Consider the following 15,788-nt stretch of genomic DNA (forward strand, 5'->3'; position numbering starts at 1 on the left):
AACGCGCCCCTTGAACAAGGAAGCGCTTCAGGCGGGATGAGGTGGCTGATGTGCAATGAAGACTGAGCTTGCGTCGCTGACGATTTCGACATGGAGATAGGCGGATTGGCCGGCTTTGACGCTATCGCCGTTCAGGATCGCAGCGACGATGGTCGCATGTTCCTCATAGGATTTGGCAAGGCGCCCGGGCAGGCGGAATTGGGCACGGCGGAAGGGGGCGAGACGCGCGCGCGTCTGCATGACCATGTCCGCAATGTGATCGTTATGAGCGCCCCGATAGAGGCGGTTGTGAAATTCGATGTTGTAGGTCGCATAATCTTCGTCCGCTTCGGCAGAAACGATATGCTTCGACTGGTGATGCTCGACTTCCAATAAATGCCGTTCTTCCGCTGTCATCCGTTCCGCACATAGCCGAGCGCAGATCGCCTCCAGTTCGGCCATCGCCTCGAACATGGAATGCAGATAGACACCGGTCACGTTGGTGACGACCGCGCTGCGGTTCGGTTCGCGCTCAACGAGACCCATCGCGCCCAGCTCTCTCAAAGCTTCGCGTACCGGTGTTCTGGAGACTTCGAAACGGGCAGCCAAAGACCCTTCGTCCAGTTTCGTTCCGGGCGGCACTTTGCCGGTGACGATCATGTCGGCAATCGAGCGCGTCATCTGCTCGACGGTGGTTCCGGTTCGAATGACCTCTTTGCGTCTGATCTGTTTCACGAGATTCGCCTGCCTTCCCTCTGGGCACACACATGAAGCCCGCTACCTGAGATGTCAAATCTGATCCGGGCATCGACGAGGTTGCACGCAAAACCAAACCAGTTCGGCGCATTGGGCGCCCAGGTTTTTGCGGCGCGTTGAACCAGGGCGGCGCCTAATTATTCATCTTCGACCATGATTAATCTGTATGCACTTTTTGCATTCGGAGCAATCTATAGAAATTTATCCATCAATTTCAGGTATTTGGATTCTGGCACGCACATTGCATGCACTTTTATGCGTATGCAATTCGCCGTAGCCCCAGGGAGCATCTCGATGACCAAATTCCTGCCCATCAATCGCCGCCACTTTCTCCAGACCTCGGTTGCCGGCGCTGTCGCCGGGCTGGCACCGGGCTTTCTTGGCACCCGTGCCTTTGCCCAGACCGCATTGACCGTCGGTTTCATCTATGTCGGTCCGAAGGACGACTATGGCTACAACCAGGCCCATGCCGAAGGCGCTGCGGTCGTAAAGGCAATGCCTGGCGTCACACTGATCGAAGAGGAAAACGTTCCGGAAACCGTCGATGTTCAAAAGACCATGGAGTCGATGATCAATCTCGATGGTGCCACGCTTCTCTTCCCGACATCCTTTGGTTATTTCGACCCACATATGTTGGCTATGGCTGCAAAATATCCTGATGTTCAGTTCCGCCATTGCGGCGGTTTGTGGCAGGAGGGCAAACATCCCAAGAATACCGGCTCCTTTTTTGGCTATATCAGTCAGGGCCAGTATTTGAACGGCATTGCGGCTGGCCACGCCACAAAGAGCAAGAAGATCGGTTTCGTCGCTGCCAAGCCCATCCCGCAGGTGGTGCAGAACATCAATTCCTTCCTTCTGGGAGCACGGTCCGTCGATCCGGCGATCACCTGCCAGGTCATTTTCACGGGCGAGTGGTCACTTGCCATCAAAGAGGCGGAAGCAACCAACGCTCTGATCGATCAGGGCGCCGATGTCGTGACCTGCCATGTCGACAGTCCGAAGGTCGTCGTCGAGACGGCTGCGGGACGTGGCGCCTTCATCTGCGGCTACCATGCCAACCAAAGCCCGCTGGCCCCGGAAAAATACCTGACCGGTGCCGAATGGGCCTGGGGCAACGTCTACAGCAAATTCATTGAGCAGGCGCAGGCCGGCCAACCGCTCGGCAACTTCGTGCGCGGTGGCCTCAAGGACGGTTTCGTCAAGATGAGCCCGCTCGGCCCCGGCGTTTCGGAAAAAGCGAGGGCTCAATTCGAAGCAACACTTGCCGAGATGAAGACGGGCAAATTCTCCGTGTTCAAGGGGCCGTTGAAGGACAACAAGGGCAACGAGGTCGTCGGCGCCGGAAAAGCCTTTGCCGAGGATGCAATCGAGCTGGAAAGCATGGCCTATCTGGTGGAAGGCGTTATCGGCTCCACCTCCTGATTGGCAAGCGGGGAAAGCACCATGACTTTAGAGGCGAACCATCGGGCTGTCTCCACAACGCCCGAACATCCCTCCACGCTGCGGCCGCTTCTCGCCTGGTTGGCGCGAAGTGCCGAGCCCGTGGCGATTACCGTCTGTGCGGTTGTTGCCGGGCTGGCGCTTTTCTCGCTTTTCATTCTCGCGATCGGCAAATCGCCGCTCGTGCTCTTTCAGCTGATGTATACCGGCGGTTTCGGCAGCTGGTTTTCGGTTCAAAACAGCCTCAGTCGCGCAGCGCCGCTGCTTTTGACGGCGCTCTGCGTGGCGCTGCCCGCCCGGTTGGGGCTGACCATCATCGGGGGTGAGGGGGCGGTCGTTCTGGGTGGCGTGGCGGCGGCTGCCGCGGCCTTGCCACTCATAGGGGTCGCACCACCCGCCGTCGTGCTTTCGGCAATGGCGATCGCCGCCATGGCCATGGGCGGCTTGTGGATTGGTTTCGCCGGCTTCCTGCGCCACTATCGCGGCGTCAACGAGACGATCTCATCGCTGCTTCTCGCCTATATCGCGATTGCGCTGATGAACCAGTTCGTCGAGGGGCCGTTGCGCGATCCGGCAAGCCTCAACAAACCTTCGACTGCTCCTCTGCCAGCCGAATACATGATGGGACATATTCCGGGCATGGACGTTCACTGGGGGCTCGTCATTGGCGTCGTCGCCTGTATCGTTTCCTGGGTTCTCATTGAAATCACAAGCGTCGGTTTCGCCGCCCGCATTGCCGGGGGAAATGTGCGGGCCGCGCAAATTCAAGGCCTGCCTGTCGGCAAACTCATCGTTGGCTTTACCGCTATTGCCGGTTCCCTGGCTGGTCTTGCCGGGATGATCGAGGTCGCAGCGGTTCAAGGTAGCGCCAATGCCACGATTGCTGCCGGCTATGGCTATACCGGCATCCTCGTTGCCTTCCTCGCCCGCCACAACCCTTTGGCGATCATACCGGTTGCGATTTTGCTGGGCGGCATCGATGCGTCAGGCGGCTTGATCCAGCGGCGCATGGGGCTGCCGGATGCCACGGTTCTCGTTTTGCAGGGGACACTCTTCGTCGTGATCCTATTGTGCGAAATGTTTTACGGCCGCTTCAAAGTCTTCAATCCCGACCTCTGGAAAAGGAGCTGATGATGGACGACACAGGTATCGGCATATGGGGTGTGCCACTGGCCATCCTCTCGGGGGCGATCCGTGTCTCGACGCCCTTCATCTTCGTCAGCCTCGGCGAGACGATCACCGAACGCTCCGGTCGCATCAATCTGGGTCTTGAGGGCACACTCGTCTTCAGCGCCATGACCGCCTATGGCGTGGCCGTCATGACCGGCTCGGCATGGCTTGGTGTTCTCGCCGCCATGGCAGCCGGTGCCATGTTCGGCCTGCTGCACGGCTGGATCTGCAAATTTCCCAAGGTCAACGACATCGCCATCGGTATCGCGATGATGCAGTTCGGGCTTGGGCTGGCATTTTTCCTGGGTAAATCCTTCATTCAGCCCGTTGCGCCAAAACTGCCGTCGATCCCGTTGGGCGGCTGGTCGTCGCTGGGGCAGGTACAGGCGGCACTCAACATCAACGTCCTCTTCTTCATCGGTGCAGCGCTTGCCCTTTTTCTTCACTGGGCTCTCAAGAACACGAAGACAGGCCTCATCCTGCGCGTCGTCGGCGACAGCACCGATGCCGCCCGCGCCATGGGGATCAACCCGGATCGTGTCCGCCTGCTTGCGACAGCTGCGGGCGGAGCACTGGCGGCCATCGGCGGCGCGTATCTCTCACTGTTTTATCCCGGCTCCTGGAACGAGGGGATTTCGTCCGGGCAGGGCCTCATGGCCGTTGCTCTGGTCATCTTTGCCCGATGGAACCCGATGGGCTGCTTTCTGGCGTCCCTCCTGTTCGGCGGCGCGGGCGCGTTGGGCCCGGCGCTGCAATCGGTGGGGGTCACACAAGGCTACTATCTGTTTTACGCCGCTCCCTACGTCCTCACACTCGTCATTCTGATCGTCACATCGTCGCCCGTGCGGTCCATGGTCGGTGCGCCGGGTGCGTTATCCCTGACAAAATGAAAGGAACACGATCATGAACGGTCTTGGTGGTCTCAATAAATCCGAACACGGCGTCGGCATTGGCCTTGTCCAGTTGCAGCTGCCCCTCACGGTGACGAAGGCGGATCTTGCCGCGCAAACACAGGTGATCGTCGATCTCGTCGCCAAGGCCCGACGAAACCAGCCGGGCATGGATCTGGTGGTGTTCCCTGAATATGCCCTGCACGGCCTGTCGATGGATATCAATCCCGATATCATGTGCACGCTTGACGGCCCGGAGGTCGCGGCCTTCAAGCAAGCCTGCCGCGACAATGCGATTTGGGGCTGCTTTTCCATCATGGAACTGAACCCCGGCGGCATGCCCTATAATTCCGGCATCGTGATCGATGATACCGGTGAGGTGAAGCTCTATTATCGCAAGATGCACCCCTGGGTGCCGGTCGAGCCCTGGGAGCCGGGTGATCTCGGAATTCCGGTCATCGACGGTCCCAAGGGTGCCAAGCTGGCGCTGATCATCTGCCACGATGGCATGTTCCCGGAAATGGCCCGCGAATGCGCCTACAAGGGCGCCGAGATCATGATCCGCACGGCGGGCTATACAGCCCCGATCCGCGACAGCTGGCGTTTCACAAACCAGTCCAATGCCTTCTGCAACCTGATGGTCACAGCCAATGTCTGCATGTGCGGCTCTGACGGCACCTTCGATTCCATGGGTGAGGGCATGATCTGCAATTTCGACGGTTCGATCATCGCCCACGGCACGTCCGGCCGCGTCAACGAGATCATTACGGCGGAGGTTCGACCGGACCTCGTGCGCGAGGCGCGGCTGGGCTGGGGGGTGGAAAACAACCTCTACCAGTTCGGGCATCGCGGCTATGTGGCCGTTGCGGGCGGCGCGCAGGATGCGCCCTACACCTACATGCACGACCTCATCGCCGGACAATACCGCCTTCCCTACGAGGCCGCCGTGAAAGTGACGGATGGCACCTCCTGCGGTTTTGACAAGCCCGTCAGGCGCTATGGCGAAACCTCGAAACCCGATGGCAAATAGGAGAGATATCATGGATGCGATGGTTGAAACCGCGAGGCACTATATCGACGCCGATCCCTATCCGTGGCCCTATAACGGCGCGCTGAGGCCTGATAACACAGCGCTCGTCATCATCGACATGCAGACCGATTTTTGCGGCAAGGGCGGTTATGTCGATCATATGGGCTATGATCTGGCCATGGTGCAGGCGCCGATCGAACCGATCAGGACAGTGCTCGCCGCCATGCGGGCAAAAGGCTACCACATCATCCATACCCGCGAGGGACACAGGCCTGATCTTGCCGACCTTCCAGCCAACAAACGTTGGCGTTCGCAGCGTATTGGCGCTGGTATCGGCGATGCTGGGCCCTGCGGTCGTATTCTGACGCGCGGCGAACCGGGCTGGGATATCATTCCGGAACTTTACCCGATCGAAGGCGAAACCATTATCGACAAGCCCGGCAAAGGCTCCTTCTGTGCCACGGACCTCGACCTGATTTTGCGCCAGAAGCGCATTGAGAACCTTATTCTCACCGGCATCACCACCGATGTCTGCGTATCGACGACGATGCGCGAGGCGAATGATCGCGGCTTTGAATGCCTGTTGCTGGAGGATTGCTGCGGCGCGACCGACCACGGCAACCATTTGGCAGCCATCAAGATGGTGAAGATGCAGGGCGGGGTTTTTGGCGCGGTCTCCCATTCTCAAATTCTGGTAGAGGCGTTGCCCTGATGTCGTCCATGCGTGCCCATGTCTATCGCGTGGCGGCAGACGCACCGGACGACGTTTCCGGCGTCGAGGCCCTGTTTGCTCAAGGCCTCGATCCGCGATCCGTCGTTGCCGTTCTCGGCAAGACCGAAGGCAACGGTTGCGTCAACGATTTCACCCGTGGCTATGCCAGCCAGAGTTTCGAGGCGCTGTTTCGTCGCTACGGGATCGAAGGCGTAACAGCCGTGATGTCGGGTGGAACGGAAGGGGCCCTGTCGCCACACTGGACGGTTTTTACCCGCAGGGCGGTCGAAGCTCCCGGCGAACGGGCGCTTGCCATCGGCACGTCCCGAACGCCGAACCTGCCGTTTCATCATCTTGGCCGACGCGAACAGGTGCTGATGGTGGCAAACGCTGTGTGCGCCGCCATGCACCAAGCTGGCATAGAAAACGTTGCCGATGTTCATTTCGTCCAGATCAAATGCCCGCTCCTCACCCTTCGTCGCATCGAAGAGGCGCAAGCCGCGGGAGAGACGGTCGCCACCCGCGACACGCTGAAATCCATGGGGCTTTCTCGGGGCGCATCCGCACTGGGCGTCGCGGTCGCACTGGGCGAAGTCGATGCAGCCGATATCGAGGACGCGGATATATGCACCCGCCATGACCTGTTCTCCGGTCGCGCCTCGACTTCGGCGGGCGTCGAGCTGACGGATCACGAGATCATCGTGATGGGCATGGCGGATGGATGGTCTGGTCCCTTCGTCATGGACCATGCTGTCATGCAAGACGCGATCGACACGGCCTCGGTGCGCGCGGCGCGCGAGCGCCTGCCAAGCGGTGCGCGGCTTGCGGCGGTTCTTGCCAAGGCAGAGCCCGATCCTTCCGGCAGGGTCCGTGGCAAGCGGCACACGATGCTGGACGACTCCGACATTTCCGGCACCCGTCATGCCCGCGCTTTCGTCGGGGGCGTTCTGGCAGGTGTCTTCGGCATGACCGACCTCTATGTGTCCGGCGGCGCTGAACATCAGGGACCACCCGGCGGCGGCCCCGTCGCCATCATTGTCGAAAAGGAGAGTTGAGTTGAGCGTCATTCGCGATACGCCCCTTCCGCCGGCTGGCCGCGCCGTTGGCATCCAGACCCTTGGCGTAACGATGCGCTTTGGCAGTTTCACCGCGCTCGACAACGTTTCGATCGATATTCCGGCGGGCAGCTTCCATGCGCTTCTGGGTGAAAACGGCGCGGGCAAGTCGACGCTGGTCAAGTGCATCATGGGTTTCTACCACGCCACGTCAGGCTCGTTGTCCGTCAATGGCCGCGAGGTCTCCATCGTTTCGCCCAAGGATGCCGCTGCCTATGGGCTGGGCATGGTCTACCAGCATTTCACGCTTGTGCCATCGCTGACCGGTGCCGAAAATCTCGTCATCAGCAGGGCAGAAGTGCCTGCGGTCATCAACTGGGCGAAAGAGCGGCGAGATCTGGCCGCCTTCATGGAGCGCATGCCCTTCCACATTCCGCTGGAGCGCCCGGTGAGCGAGCTTGCCGCCGGTGAGAAGCAGAAGCTGGAAATCGTCAAGCAGCTCTATCTCGGTCGATCCTTTCTGGTGCTGGACGAACCGACGTCGGTTCTGACACCGGCAGAAGCGGACGAGACGCTGGGCCTCGTGCGCGCAATGACCGAACGGGGCGAATTGACCGTTCTGATGATCAGCCACAAATTCCATGAGGTCACGAAATTTGCCGATTCCGTTTCCATCCTGCGACGCGGCAAGCTGGTCGGAAGCGGCAAGATTGGCGATCTGTCCAAAGCCGATATGGCGAAAATGATGATCGGCGATGTGAAGCTGGCCGAACTCGACAGCCGACTACCGGTCCGTGAAGGGGCTAAACCCGTGCTGAAGGTCGAGGGCGTCAGTGCACCCGATAGTTCGGGGTTGAAAACCATCGACATCGGCGATCTGACCGTTCACTCTGGCGAAATCGTCGGCATCGCTGGCATTTCAGGTAACGGGCAAAAGGAGCTTGGCGAAATTCTGGCCGGGCAGCGGCCGACCACGACCGGTCGCGTCATCGTCAACGGCCATCCTTACGGTGCGACACGCGCTGAGACCCGCAAGAACAATGTCCGCTTCATTCCCGAAGAGCCGTTGCAGAATGCTTGCGCTCCGAAAATGACCGTCAGCGAAAATCTGGCGTTTCGAAGCTTCGATCTGAAAGCCAGTGGCAAGATCGCGCTGTGGCTGAACAGGGGCGACATGCGCAAGAAAGCGACCGCACTCATTTCCGATTTCAAGGTGAAGACCGCGTCCTCCTCTTCGCCCATCGCCGCACTCTCGGGCGGCAATGTCCAGCGCGCTGTTCTGGCGCGTGAACTGAGCGGTGATGTCGACCTTCTGATCGTTTCCAATCCCTGCTTTGGACTCGATTTTTCGGCCGTGGCCGAAATCCGTGCGCGCATCATGAAGGCGCGCAATGCCGGAACCGCCGTGTTGCTGTTGTCGGAAGATCTCGATGAGTTGCTGGAAATGTCGGATCGCATCCTGGTCATTTCGGAAGGCAAGCTGGTCTATGAAACACCGGCGCGTGGTGCAGATACGGCTGTCATCGGCGCTCACATGGCGGGACATCACTGATGGTCGATATCAAAGCCGAACCTTTCGCTTTTCCCGCGCGACGCGGCGAAGTGGCCCTTATCGTCATCGACATGCAGCGCGATTTTGCAGAGCCTGGAGGCTTCGGGGCTAGCCTCGGCAACGATGTGAGCGCGATCGCCAAGATCGTCCCGGACGTCAAACGTCTGATCGAGGGGTTCCGCGCAGCTGGCCTTCCCGTCATTCACACGATGGAATGCCACCGGCCAGACCTCTCCGATCTACCGAGAGCCAAGCGCGATCGCGGAAATCCCTCGCTGAGAATTGGAGATCACGGCCCGCTGGGGCGGATCCTGATTTCCGGTGAACCGGGCACCGCCATCCTGCCGGAACTGGCACCGATTGAGGGTGAAGTGGTGATCGAAAAACCTGGAAAAGGGGCGTTTTATGCGACGAATCTGGACGATGTACTCAGATCGAAGGGTGTCACCCAGCTTGTTTTTGCCGGAGTGACGACGGAGGTCTGCGTGCAGACGACGATGCGTGAAGCGAACGACAGGGGTTTCGAGTGCCTTCTGGCGGAAGATGCGACTGAAAGCTATTTCCCCGACTTCAAGGCGGCTGCGATCGCAATGATCCGCGCTCAGGGCGCCATCGTCGGCTGGACAGCGAGAATTAACGACATTCTGGAAGGGATAGCCGATGCCTGAAACAACACGGTCATCACTGACATCGGGCGGATGGAGGGAACTGCCGTTCGAAGCCTTTCGCGATGGCGTGACGATCCACTGGATCCGCCGCTTCGAGGGGGAGCAGCCGGGCGTAGCGCTTCTGAAATATGAGCCGGGCGCAACCGTGCCGCTTCATCGCCACGAAGGCCTCGAGACCATTCTGGTGCTTGATGGCATCCAGTCGGACGAGACCGGCGACTATGATTGCGGCAGTTACATCGTCAACCAACAGGGTTCCGAGCACTCCGTTTGGAGCGCAACGGGATGTGTGGTGCTGATCCAATGGGATCGGCCGGTGACAATATTGAAACAGGATATGGCTTGATGCAAACGATACCTTCGCTGGATATCAGCGCGTTGCAGACGTTCTACAAACAGGGTGGCCGCGTTGCCGACATCGTGGAGACGGTTTTTGCCCGCATGTCCGAGATAAACGATCCCGGCATTTTCATCCATATCGCGGACAAGCAGGCTCTGCTTTTAGAGGCGGCCAGGCTGGGTGAGTACGATCCGGACAAGCCGCTCTTCGGTGTCCCCTTTGCCGTCAAGGACAACATCGATGTCTTGGGCATGCCGACCACGGCGGGGTGCCCCGACTATGCCTATCATCCGGACAAGGATGCGACCGTCGTTCGGCTGCTGAAAGACGCTGGCGCCATCGTCATCGGCAAAACCAATCTCGATCAGTTCGCGACCGGTCTCGTTGGCGTTCGCTCACCTTATCCCATTCCCAAAAATGCCATCGACCCATCGCTCGTTCCGGGCGGGTCGTCATCCGGATCAGCAGTTGCCACGGCTCACGGTATCGTCAGCTTCGCGTTGGGCACAGATACGGCCGGCTCCGGGCGCATTCCTGCGGGTCTCAACAACATCGTTGGCTTGAAGCCGAGTGTCGGAGCGCTATCGACAACAGGCGTCGTGCCTGCCTGCCGCACACTGGATTGCGTTTCCATCTTCGCCCTGACCGTGGATGATGCCCTGGCGGTGTTTTCTGTGACTGCGCAATATGATGAAAGTGATGCCTATTCAAAAGTCCTGCCAGCCAAAGGATATGGGTCCGCCCCTCCGGTTCTGAAGATCGGCGTGCCCGCTCGGCAGGATTTGCAGTTCTTCGGCGATGAGGCGATGGCGGCGGCCTATTCCGATGCCCTGAAGACGCTGGAACGGTTTGGGCACACGCTTATCGAAATGCCATTCACCGATTTCTACGACGTGGCCAACCTGCTCTACGAGGGAGCGTGGGTCGCGGAACGCTACGCCGCCGTGCAGGCGTTCATGGATGCAAAAGAGGAAAGCTTTCATCCGGTCACACGCAAAATCTATAACGGCGCAAAAAACCTCACCGCTGCCGACGCCTTCAAAGGCTTTTATGCCCTGCAAGCGCTTAAGAGAAAGGTGAGCCCCGTCATCGCTTCGGTCGATGTGATCTGCGTGCCGACGGCACCGCGTCACTACACGCTTGCAGACCTGGAAGCGGAACCGATCCGTGAAAATTCTCGCCTCGGCATCTACACGAATTTCGTCAATCTGCTCGACATGTGCGGCATCGCCGTGCCGACCGGCACGCGGACCGATGGCCTTCCGGCAAGCGTCACGCTGCTTGCGCCATCCGGCAAGGATGGGCTGGCTGCAACGCTTGCACGGGAGCTTCATAAAGCCAGCGGCCTTGCACTGGGAGCAACCGGATGGCCGCAAGCCGCGCCCAAACCAGTGGTCGAAGTTGACGAAGATCTCATTGAGCTGGTCGTTGTCGGCGCGCATCTCTCGGGCATGCCCCTCAACCATCAGCTCAAGGATTTGAACGCGGTGTTCAGCCGTCAGGCAAAGACGCAGGATTGCTATCGTCTCTACGCCCTTTCAGGCACGACACCGCCCAAGCCGGGCATGGTGCGGGTGGATGAAAGCGATGGCGGTGAAATCGAGGTTGAGATCTGGAAGCTCACACCTTCGGCCTTTGGCACGTTCGTCGCAGCCATCCCCGCGCCACTCGGCGTCGGAACCGTGTCATTGGCCGATGGGACGTCTGCAAAGGGCTTTCTTGTGGAGCCGATCGCGCTAAAAGGGGCGCTGGACATCACGGATTACGGAAGTTGGCGCACATATTGTGCCGGTTGAGATGGCCTTAGCCAGACCAGCTCGAACCGCGTGTGCGGGTCGGAGCCACCCTGATGGCGACGGTCGCAGCTGATTCCCGTCAGGAACAGGCGCGACCGTCCGGAGTCCGGCAGTCCGGGCCGTGGCGGGCTCCCTTTTCAGGAGCCCGAGGCGACCTTGACGTTACCGCCATGGCCGCCGCCGCCAAAGACCTGGGTTTTGCCGAACGACGAGCGGATCTGGCCGCGCGGGCCTTCCAGTCCAATTTCGGGGAACAGGAGTTCGGAGACGCGGTAGGCTTCTTCCAGGTGAGGATAGCCTGACGCGATGACCGTATCGATGCCGATCTCCTGGTATTCACGCAGACGTGCGGCGATGGTCTTGGGCGATCCGACCAAGGCCGTGCCTGCGCCGGAGCGGACAAGGCCAATCCCAGCCCAGAGGTTTGGTGAGACTTCCAGCTTGTCGCGGCGTCCGCCGTGAAGTGCCACCATGCGGGCTTGACCGACGGAGTCGGAATTCTTCAGGAACACCTGCTGTGCAGCGGTAATCGTTTCGTCCGATAGTTTGGAGATGAGGCGATCTGCCGCTTCCCAGGCTTCCTCATCCGTCTCGCGCACGATGAAATGCAGGCGAATGCCGAAGGTTACCTCTCGACCGACAGCAGCGGACGCTTTGCGGACCTTCTCGATCTTTTCGGCCACCTGTGCTGGCGGCTCTCCCCAGGTGAGATACTTGTCAATGATGCCAGCCGAGAAATCGATGGCCGCATCGGATGAGCCGCCGAAATAGATCGGTGGGCGTGGTTCCTGTACGGGTGGAAGGCCAAGTTCGGCATGGTGGGCCTGAATATATTTGCCATCCAGATGCGCGCTTCCTGTTTCGATCAGCTTGTTGAACACCTGGAAGAATTCGTCCGCATGGTCGTAGCGCTCGTCATGCGGCAGGAAAATGCCGTCGCCCGCCAGTTCCTGCGCACTGCCGCCAACCACGATGTTGAGCAGCAGCCGACCGTTGGAAACGCGGTCCAGAGTTGCCGCGAGACGCGCATAATAGGCGGGCGAGGCGACGCCGGGGCGGATGGCGACGAGGAATTTGAGGTTCTCGGTATAGGCAGCAAGATTGGCGGCCAGAATGAAGGACTCCTCGCATGCCACACCGGTGGGAATGAGCACGCCGGAATAACCGAGGCGATTGACCGCCTGCGCGATTTCGCGGAAATAGGCAGGGTCCGAAGGTCGGGCCAGATCGTCCGACCCGAGGTAGGAGCCGTCACCGGAGGACGGAATGAACCAGAGAAAATCGAGGGGCTGCTGAGTTTTGGCCATGGTGGGCATCCTTATTGTCAGTCAAACCGTCAGACGGCGTGCATGTGCTTCGGAAATTTATGATGTGTGCTCACGGCGTCGGCCACTTCCCGGGCGACGAAGACGGCATGTTCGGTCACTTGCGGCAGGCCCATCAGTTCCCCGAAGGTTCCCCGCGCCAGCGGCCCTGCGATCAGCAGGTTCCCAATCGGTTCTCCCTTTTGGTCCAGCGCACGCGCATCGAGATCGCAGGCAATGCCGAGACCGGTTTCGCAGGCGCTGATCAAACCCTGTTCTGCAAGCCCGGCCAGAAAGGGCTGGGACTGGAGAATATGCTCGTGTGCGGGACCCGTCGTCACCACGATGGCGTCGAAGATGTGGTCTTCGACGCCGGGCTTGTCGCGTGTAGACAGCGTAACGCGGAATGCATCTCCGGCTTGTGCCACCTGTTTCAGCCGCGCCGCGCGGATGCTCAAACGCCCCGCAGCAATGGCGCGATCCAGCGTGTCTTCCACTTGGGGCGCAATGCGGAAACGGTGCGCATCCCAGAACGGACGCGCAAGGCGCACGATGCGCCGTCGTTCGACGACGGGAAGCGCTCGCCAGATGGCAAAGGCCTGCGCGCGAACGGCATCCAGCACCGCATGCCAGGTCAAGCCCTCAGCTTCGGCTTCGTTGATCGAGCGTCGGATTCTGTGCAGCAGCGCCGAGGCTTTTGTTGCAGGCTGAGACGAAAAATCACCAAACGGTTCCTGCACATTCGGTGCGTGACCACGCGAACGCAGACCGCGACGCGATACCGACAGGATGTTGCCACGATGGCCTCGCTTCTCCAGTGACGCGACGACATCGGCTGCGGTCAGTCCGTTTCCGAGGATGAGCACCTGATCATCTGACGCAATCGCATCGAGGGCGTCGGGCACCGTTACATTGGCAACCAGTTTCGGGTGGTTTGAGAACGGCATCAGCGGGCGCAAAAGTGCAGGCGATGGATGGCTGGCAGCCAGAACCACGAATTGCGCTCGCAAGGTGCGACCACTGCTATCGCGGATGTCCCAGTCCTGACCCGAGGCGACGATGGAAGTAACCTCGGCCTGGCGATGTTCCACGGCGCCCGATGCCAATAGCGGCGCGATTTCTGAGGCGATATAGTCTCCAAAGACCTGACGGCGCGGGTAAGGCAGGCCGTCGTGACCGGTCAGCGTCGGATCGGTCACATGTTCATCGGTCGTTGCGAGATACCGCAGGAAGCTTTCGGGATCATCGGGGTAAGCCGACATGCGTCCGGCAGGGACGTTGATGCGGTGGGCTGCGTCGTGTGTGCTGTAGGCGAGGCCTGAGCCCAGGCGTTCGCGCGGGTCATAGACCACGATACGCACGTCACACGCGCTCAGCGCGTTCAGGTGCATCGCGAAAGCCGCGCCGCTAAAGCCACCACCGATGACGGCGACGACAGGCAACTCCGAGACCTGCGGCATATTACACCCCACCATCGAATTTAAGGGTCGTGCTCATGCGCTCGCACTGTGTTTCGTCTCGGAAAGAGACAAGGCCAAAAGCTCGGACAGGTGCTTTCGCAAGGCCGCAAAGTTCGGCGATGTCCGTTCGCGCTTGCGCGGCAGATCGACAGTCACTTCCTGCAGGATCCGGCCTGGAAAGGGGCGCATGACGATGATGCGGTCTGCCATGATGATGGCTTCCTCGATATCATGTGTGACAAGCAACAGCGTCGAACCCGCCTCGCTCCAAAGATCGACGAGATGATCCTGCAGGTCGGCCCGGGTCATCGCATCTAGAGCGGAGAACGGCTCGTCCAGGAGGAGCACGGATGGTTCTGTAACCAGCGCCCGCGCCAATGCGACGCGCTGCGCCTGCCCTCCCGAAAGCTCCTTGATCCACCGTGTCTCGTAACCCGCAAGACCGATTTTCTTCAGCACCTGCTGCACGCGGTCGCGGCGTTGGTCGGCGTCGAGGGAGGAGAGGCCAAAGCCGATATTGTCGGCAACCGTCAGCCAGGGAAACAGCCGGGGCTCCTGAAAGACGATGTTGACCAGAGGGTCGGGCTTCACAAGGCGTTTGCTATCGAGACGAATTTCGCCACTGCTTGGACTTTCCAGCCCGGATAGCAGGCGCAGAAGCGTGCTCTTGCCGCAACCGGAACCACCGATGACGGCAACGACCTCGCCTTCGTCCACGCTGAGGGAAAATCCTTCCAGCGCGTGGGTGCCGTTGGGGTAGACCTTGGAGAGATTGCGGATATCCATCATCATCGCGGCCCACCATGCGTGTCCTGCCAGCGCAGGAAGGGAGCCGTTATTCCGATAACAAGGCTGTCGGTTGCCTTTCCTACGATGGCAAAAATCAGGATCGCAGCCAGAATCTGGTCTGGTTTTCCAAGCTGCTGACCATCGACCAAGAGGTATCCCAGTCCCTCGGATGCACCCATGAATTCGGCGGCGACAACGAACATCCAGCCAAGACCAAGGCCCGACCTCAGCGCCAGCACATAGCCGGGCAGGATGGAGGGCAGCAGAATGCGGCGCACGAGGTCCAAGCCTGACAGTCGGTAGATGCGGCCGACTTCAACGATCCGCCTGTCAACGCCAACGACCGCGCCATAGACGCCGAGATAGATCGGAAAGAACACGCCGACGCCGATCAGGGCGATCTTGGAGGCTTCGAAAATACCGAACCAGAGAATGAACAGAGGCACCCAGGCGATGGAAGGGATGGCGCGCAGCGACTGAAGGGTCGGGTCGAGAATTCGGGCGGCCCTCGGCAGAAAACCGGTCAGCGCGCCGAGAATTGTTCCTGCCACCGCACCCAGTGCGAACCCCAACAGTACACGTTGCAAGGTAACCCATATATGGGTGAGGAGATCGCCTGAGGTCGCAAGCTCTTGAACCGTCGCCAATATCCGCGACGGCGGTGGCATCAGCCGCCCGCCGATGACGCCCGCGCGGACCAGAAGTTCCCATCCCAGGATGACGACAATCGGAAACACGATGCCAACCGCAGGGTGATCAAGCGGCGACAATCGGCGCTCTCGTTTTTCAGGTCTGTCGATGTCAGCTTGCCGCTTCAGCAGCATCGTATCGAGAAAGGCCATGGGAT

The 15,788-nt window shown here is 60.0% G+C and carries 15 protein-coding genes; 10 read left to right on the plus strand and 5 right to left on the minus strand.

All coding sequences use genetic code 11. The annotated features are described in order from the left end of the window. Window positions 1–27: 27 nt before the first annotated feature. Window positions 28–714: a GntR family transcriptional regulator gene (locus GGQ73_RS00235; RefSeq protein ID WP_183893031.1), complete on the minus strand. Its 687-nt coding sequence runs from the start codon at window positions 712–714 to the stop codon at window positions 28–30. A gap of 315 nt (window positions 715–1,029) precedes the next feature. On the opposite strand from GGQ73_RS00235, the gene GGQ73_RS00240 reads away from it, so the two are divergent. Genes GGQ73_RS00240 through atzF form a run of 10 tightly spaced genes read left to right on the plus strand, consistent with a single transcriptional unit; the run spans window position 1,030 to window position 11,388 of the window. Beyond that, window positions 1,030–2,157 (plus strand): BMP family ABC transporter substrate-binding protein, encoded by a 1,128-nt coding sequence (locus GGQ73_RS00240; RefSeq protein WP_183893033.1) that lies wholly within the window; start codon window positions 1,030–1,032, stop codon window positions 2,155–2,157. A gap of 21 nt (window positions 2,158–2,178) precedes the next feature. Further along, on the plus strand, window positions 2,179–3,306 hold the full coding sequence (locus tag GGQ73_RS00245; protein WP_183893035.1) for an ABC transporter permease: 1,128 nt from the start codon (window positions 2,179–2,181) through the stop codon (window positions 3,304–3,306). Between the two features lie 2 nt (window positions 3,307–3,308). Continuing rightward, entirely contained in the window at window positions 3,309–4,235 is a 927-nt protein-coding gene (locus GGQ73_RS00250; protein ID WP_174155841.1) for an ABC transporter permease, read from the plus strand. Between the two features lie 13 nt (window positions 4,236–4,248). After that, window positions 4,249–5,265 (plus strand): formamidase, encoded by a 1,017-nt coding sequence (locus GGQ73_RS00255; RefSeq protein WP_183893037.1) that lies wholly within the window; start codon window positions 4,249–4,251, stop codon window positions 5,263–5,265. A 10-nt stretch (window positions 5,266–5,275) separates the two neighbouring features. Beyond that, complete coding sequence (gene biuH / locus GGQ73_RS00260) at window positions 5,276–5,977, plus strand: biuret amidohydrolase (RefSeq protein ID WP_183893039.1); 702 nt, start codon at window positions 5,276–5,278, stop codon at window positions 5,975–5,977. Then, window positions 5,977–7,032 carry a cyanuric acid amidohydrolase gene (atzD, locus tag GGQ73_RS00265; protein WP_183893041.1) on the plus strand — a complete coding sequence of 352 codons (1,056 nt, stop codon included), beginning with the start codon at window positions 5,977–5,979 and terminating at the stop codon, window positions 7,030–7,032. The genes biuH and atzD overlap by 1 nt, the downstream gene beginning before the upstream one ends. A gap of 1 nt (window position 7,033) precedes the next feature. Beyond that, the gene (locus GGQ73_RS00270) at window positions 7,034–8,584 is read left to right on the plus strand and encodes an ABC transporter ATP-binding protein (RefSeq protein WP_183893043.1); all 1,551 of its coding nucleotides are present in this window, start codon (window positions 7,034–7,036) and stop codon (window positions 8,582–8,584) included. Further along, complete coding sequence (locus tag GGQ73_RS00275; RefSeq protein ID WP_183893045.1) at window positions 8,584–9,252, plus strand: cysteine hydrolase family protein; 669 nt, start codon at window positions 8,584–8,586, stop codon at window positions 9,250–9,252. The genes GGQ73_RS00270 and GGQ73_RS00275 overlap by 1 nt, the downstream gene beginning before the upstream one ends. Further along, window positions 9,245–9,598 carry a cupin domain-containing protein gene (locus GGQ73_RS00280; protein ID WP_183893047.1) on the plus strand — a complete coding sequence of 118 codons (354 nt, stop codon included), beginning with the start codon at window positions 9,245–9,247 and terminating at the stop codon, window positions 9,596–9,598. Before GGQ73_RS00275 ends, GGQ73_RS00280 begins: the two co-directional genes overlap by 8 nt. After that, window positions 9,598–11,388 (plus strand): allophanate hydrolase, encoded by a 1,791-nt coding sequence (gene atzF / locus GGQ73_RS00285; protein WP_183893049.1) that lies wholly within the window; start codon window positions 9,598–9,600, stop codon window positions 11,386–11,388. Before GGQ73_RS00280 ends, atzF begins: the two co-directional genes overlap by 1 nt. A gap of 137 nt (window positions 11,389–11,525) precedes the next feature. Here atzF and ssuD read toward each other — a convergent pair whose 3' ends face one another. From ssuD to GGQ73_RS00305, 4 genes are read right to left on the minus strand one after another with little or no spacing between them, the layout of a single operon-like run. Then, window positions 11,526–12,695, minus strand: a complete 1,170-nt coding sequence (ssuD, locus tag GGQ73_RS00290) for an FMNH2-dependent alkanesulfonate monooxygenase (protein WP_183893051.1) — start codon at window positions 12,693–12,695, stop codon at window positions 11,526–11,528. Window positions 12,696–12,724: 29 nt separating this feature from the next. Then, the gene (locus tag GGQ73_RS00295; RefSeq protein WP_183893053.1) at window positions 12,725–14,152 is read right to left on the minus strand and encodes an FAD/NAD(P)-binding protein; all 1,428 of its coding nucleotides are present in this window, start codon (window positions 14,150–14,152) and stop codon (window positions 12,725–12,727) included. A gap of 33 nt (window positions 14,153–14,185) precedes the next feature. Continuing rightward, window positions 14,186–14,941, minus strand: a complete 756-nt coding sequence (locus tag GGQ73_RS00300; protein ID WP_183893745.1) for an ABC transporter ATP-binding protein — start codon at window positions 14,939–14,941, stop codon at window positions 14,186–14,188. Continuing rightward, the gene (locus GGQ73_RS00305; protein ID WP_183893055.1) at window positions 14,941–15,783 is read right to left on the minus strand and encodes an ABC transporter permease; all 843 of its coding nucleotides are present in this window, start codon (window positions 15,781–15,783) and stop codon (window positions 14,941–14,943) included. Before GGQ73_RS00305 ends, GGQ73_RS00300 begins: the two co-directional genes overlap by 1 nt. Window positions 15,784–15,788: the final 5 nt, after the last annotated feature.

The organism is Rhizobium skierniewicense, assembly GCF_014196515.1.
Taxonomy (GTDB): Bacteria; Pseudomonadota; Alphaproteobacteria; order Rhizobiales; family Rhizobiaceae; genus Agrobacterium; species Agrobacterium skierniewicense.

Coding starts and splice junctions, on each gene's coding strand:
- GGQ73_RS00240 (WP_183893033.1), top strand. CDS start 1,030: ATGACCAAATTCCTGCCCATCAATCGCCGCCACTTTCTCCAGACCTCG.
- GGQ73_RS00245 (WP_183893035.1), top strand. CDS start 2,179: ATGACTTTAGAGGCGAACCATCGGGCTGTCTCCACAACGCCCGAACAT.
- GGQ73_RS00250 (WP_174155841.1), top strand. CDS start 3,309: ATGGACGACACAGGTATCGGCATATGGGGTGTGCCACTGGCCATCCTC.
- GGQ73_RS00255 (WP_183893037.1), top strand. CDS start 4,249: ATGAACGGTCTTGGTGGTCTCAATAAATCCGAACACGGCGTCGGCATT.
- biuH (WP_183893039.1), top strand. CDS start 5,276: ATGGATGCGATGGTTGAAACCGCGAGGCACTATATCGACGCCGATCCC.
- atzD (WP_183893041.1), top strand. CDS start 5,977: ATGTCGTCCATGCGTGCCCATGTCTATCGCGTGGCGGCAGACGCACCG.
- GGQ73_RS00275 (WP_183893045.1), top strand. CDS start 8,584: ATGGTCGATATCAAAGCCGAACCTTTCGCTTTTCCCGCGCGACGCGGC.
- GGQ73_RS00280 (WP_183893047.1), top strand. CDS start 9,245: ATGCCTGAAACAACACGGTCATCACTGACATCGGGCGGATGGAGGGAA.
- atzF (WP_183893049.1), top strand. CDS start 9,598: ATGCAAACGATACCTTCGCTGGATATCAGCGCGTTGCAGACGTTCTAC.
- ssuD (WP_183893051.1), bottom strand. CDS start 12,695: ATGGCCAAAACTCAGCAGCCCCTCGATTTTCTCTGGTTCATTCCGTCC.
- GGQ73_RS00295 (WP_183893053.1), bottom strand. CDS start 14,152: ATGCCGCAGGTCTCGGAGTTGCCTGTCGTCGCCGTCATCGGTGGTGGC.
- GGQ73_RS00300 (WP_183893745.1), bottom strand. CDS start 14,941: ATGATGGATATCCGCAATCTCTCCAAGGTCTACCCCAACGGCACCCAC.
- GGQ73_RS00305 (WP_183893055.1), bottom strand. CDS start 15,783: ATGGCCTTTCTCGATACGATGCTGCTGAAGCGGCAAGCTGACATCGAC.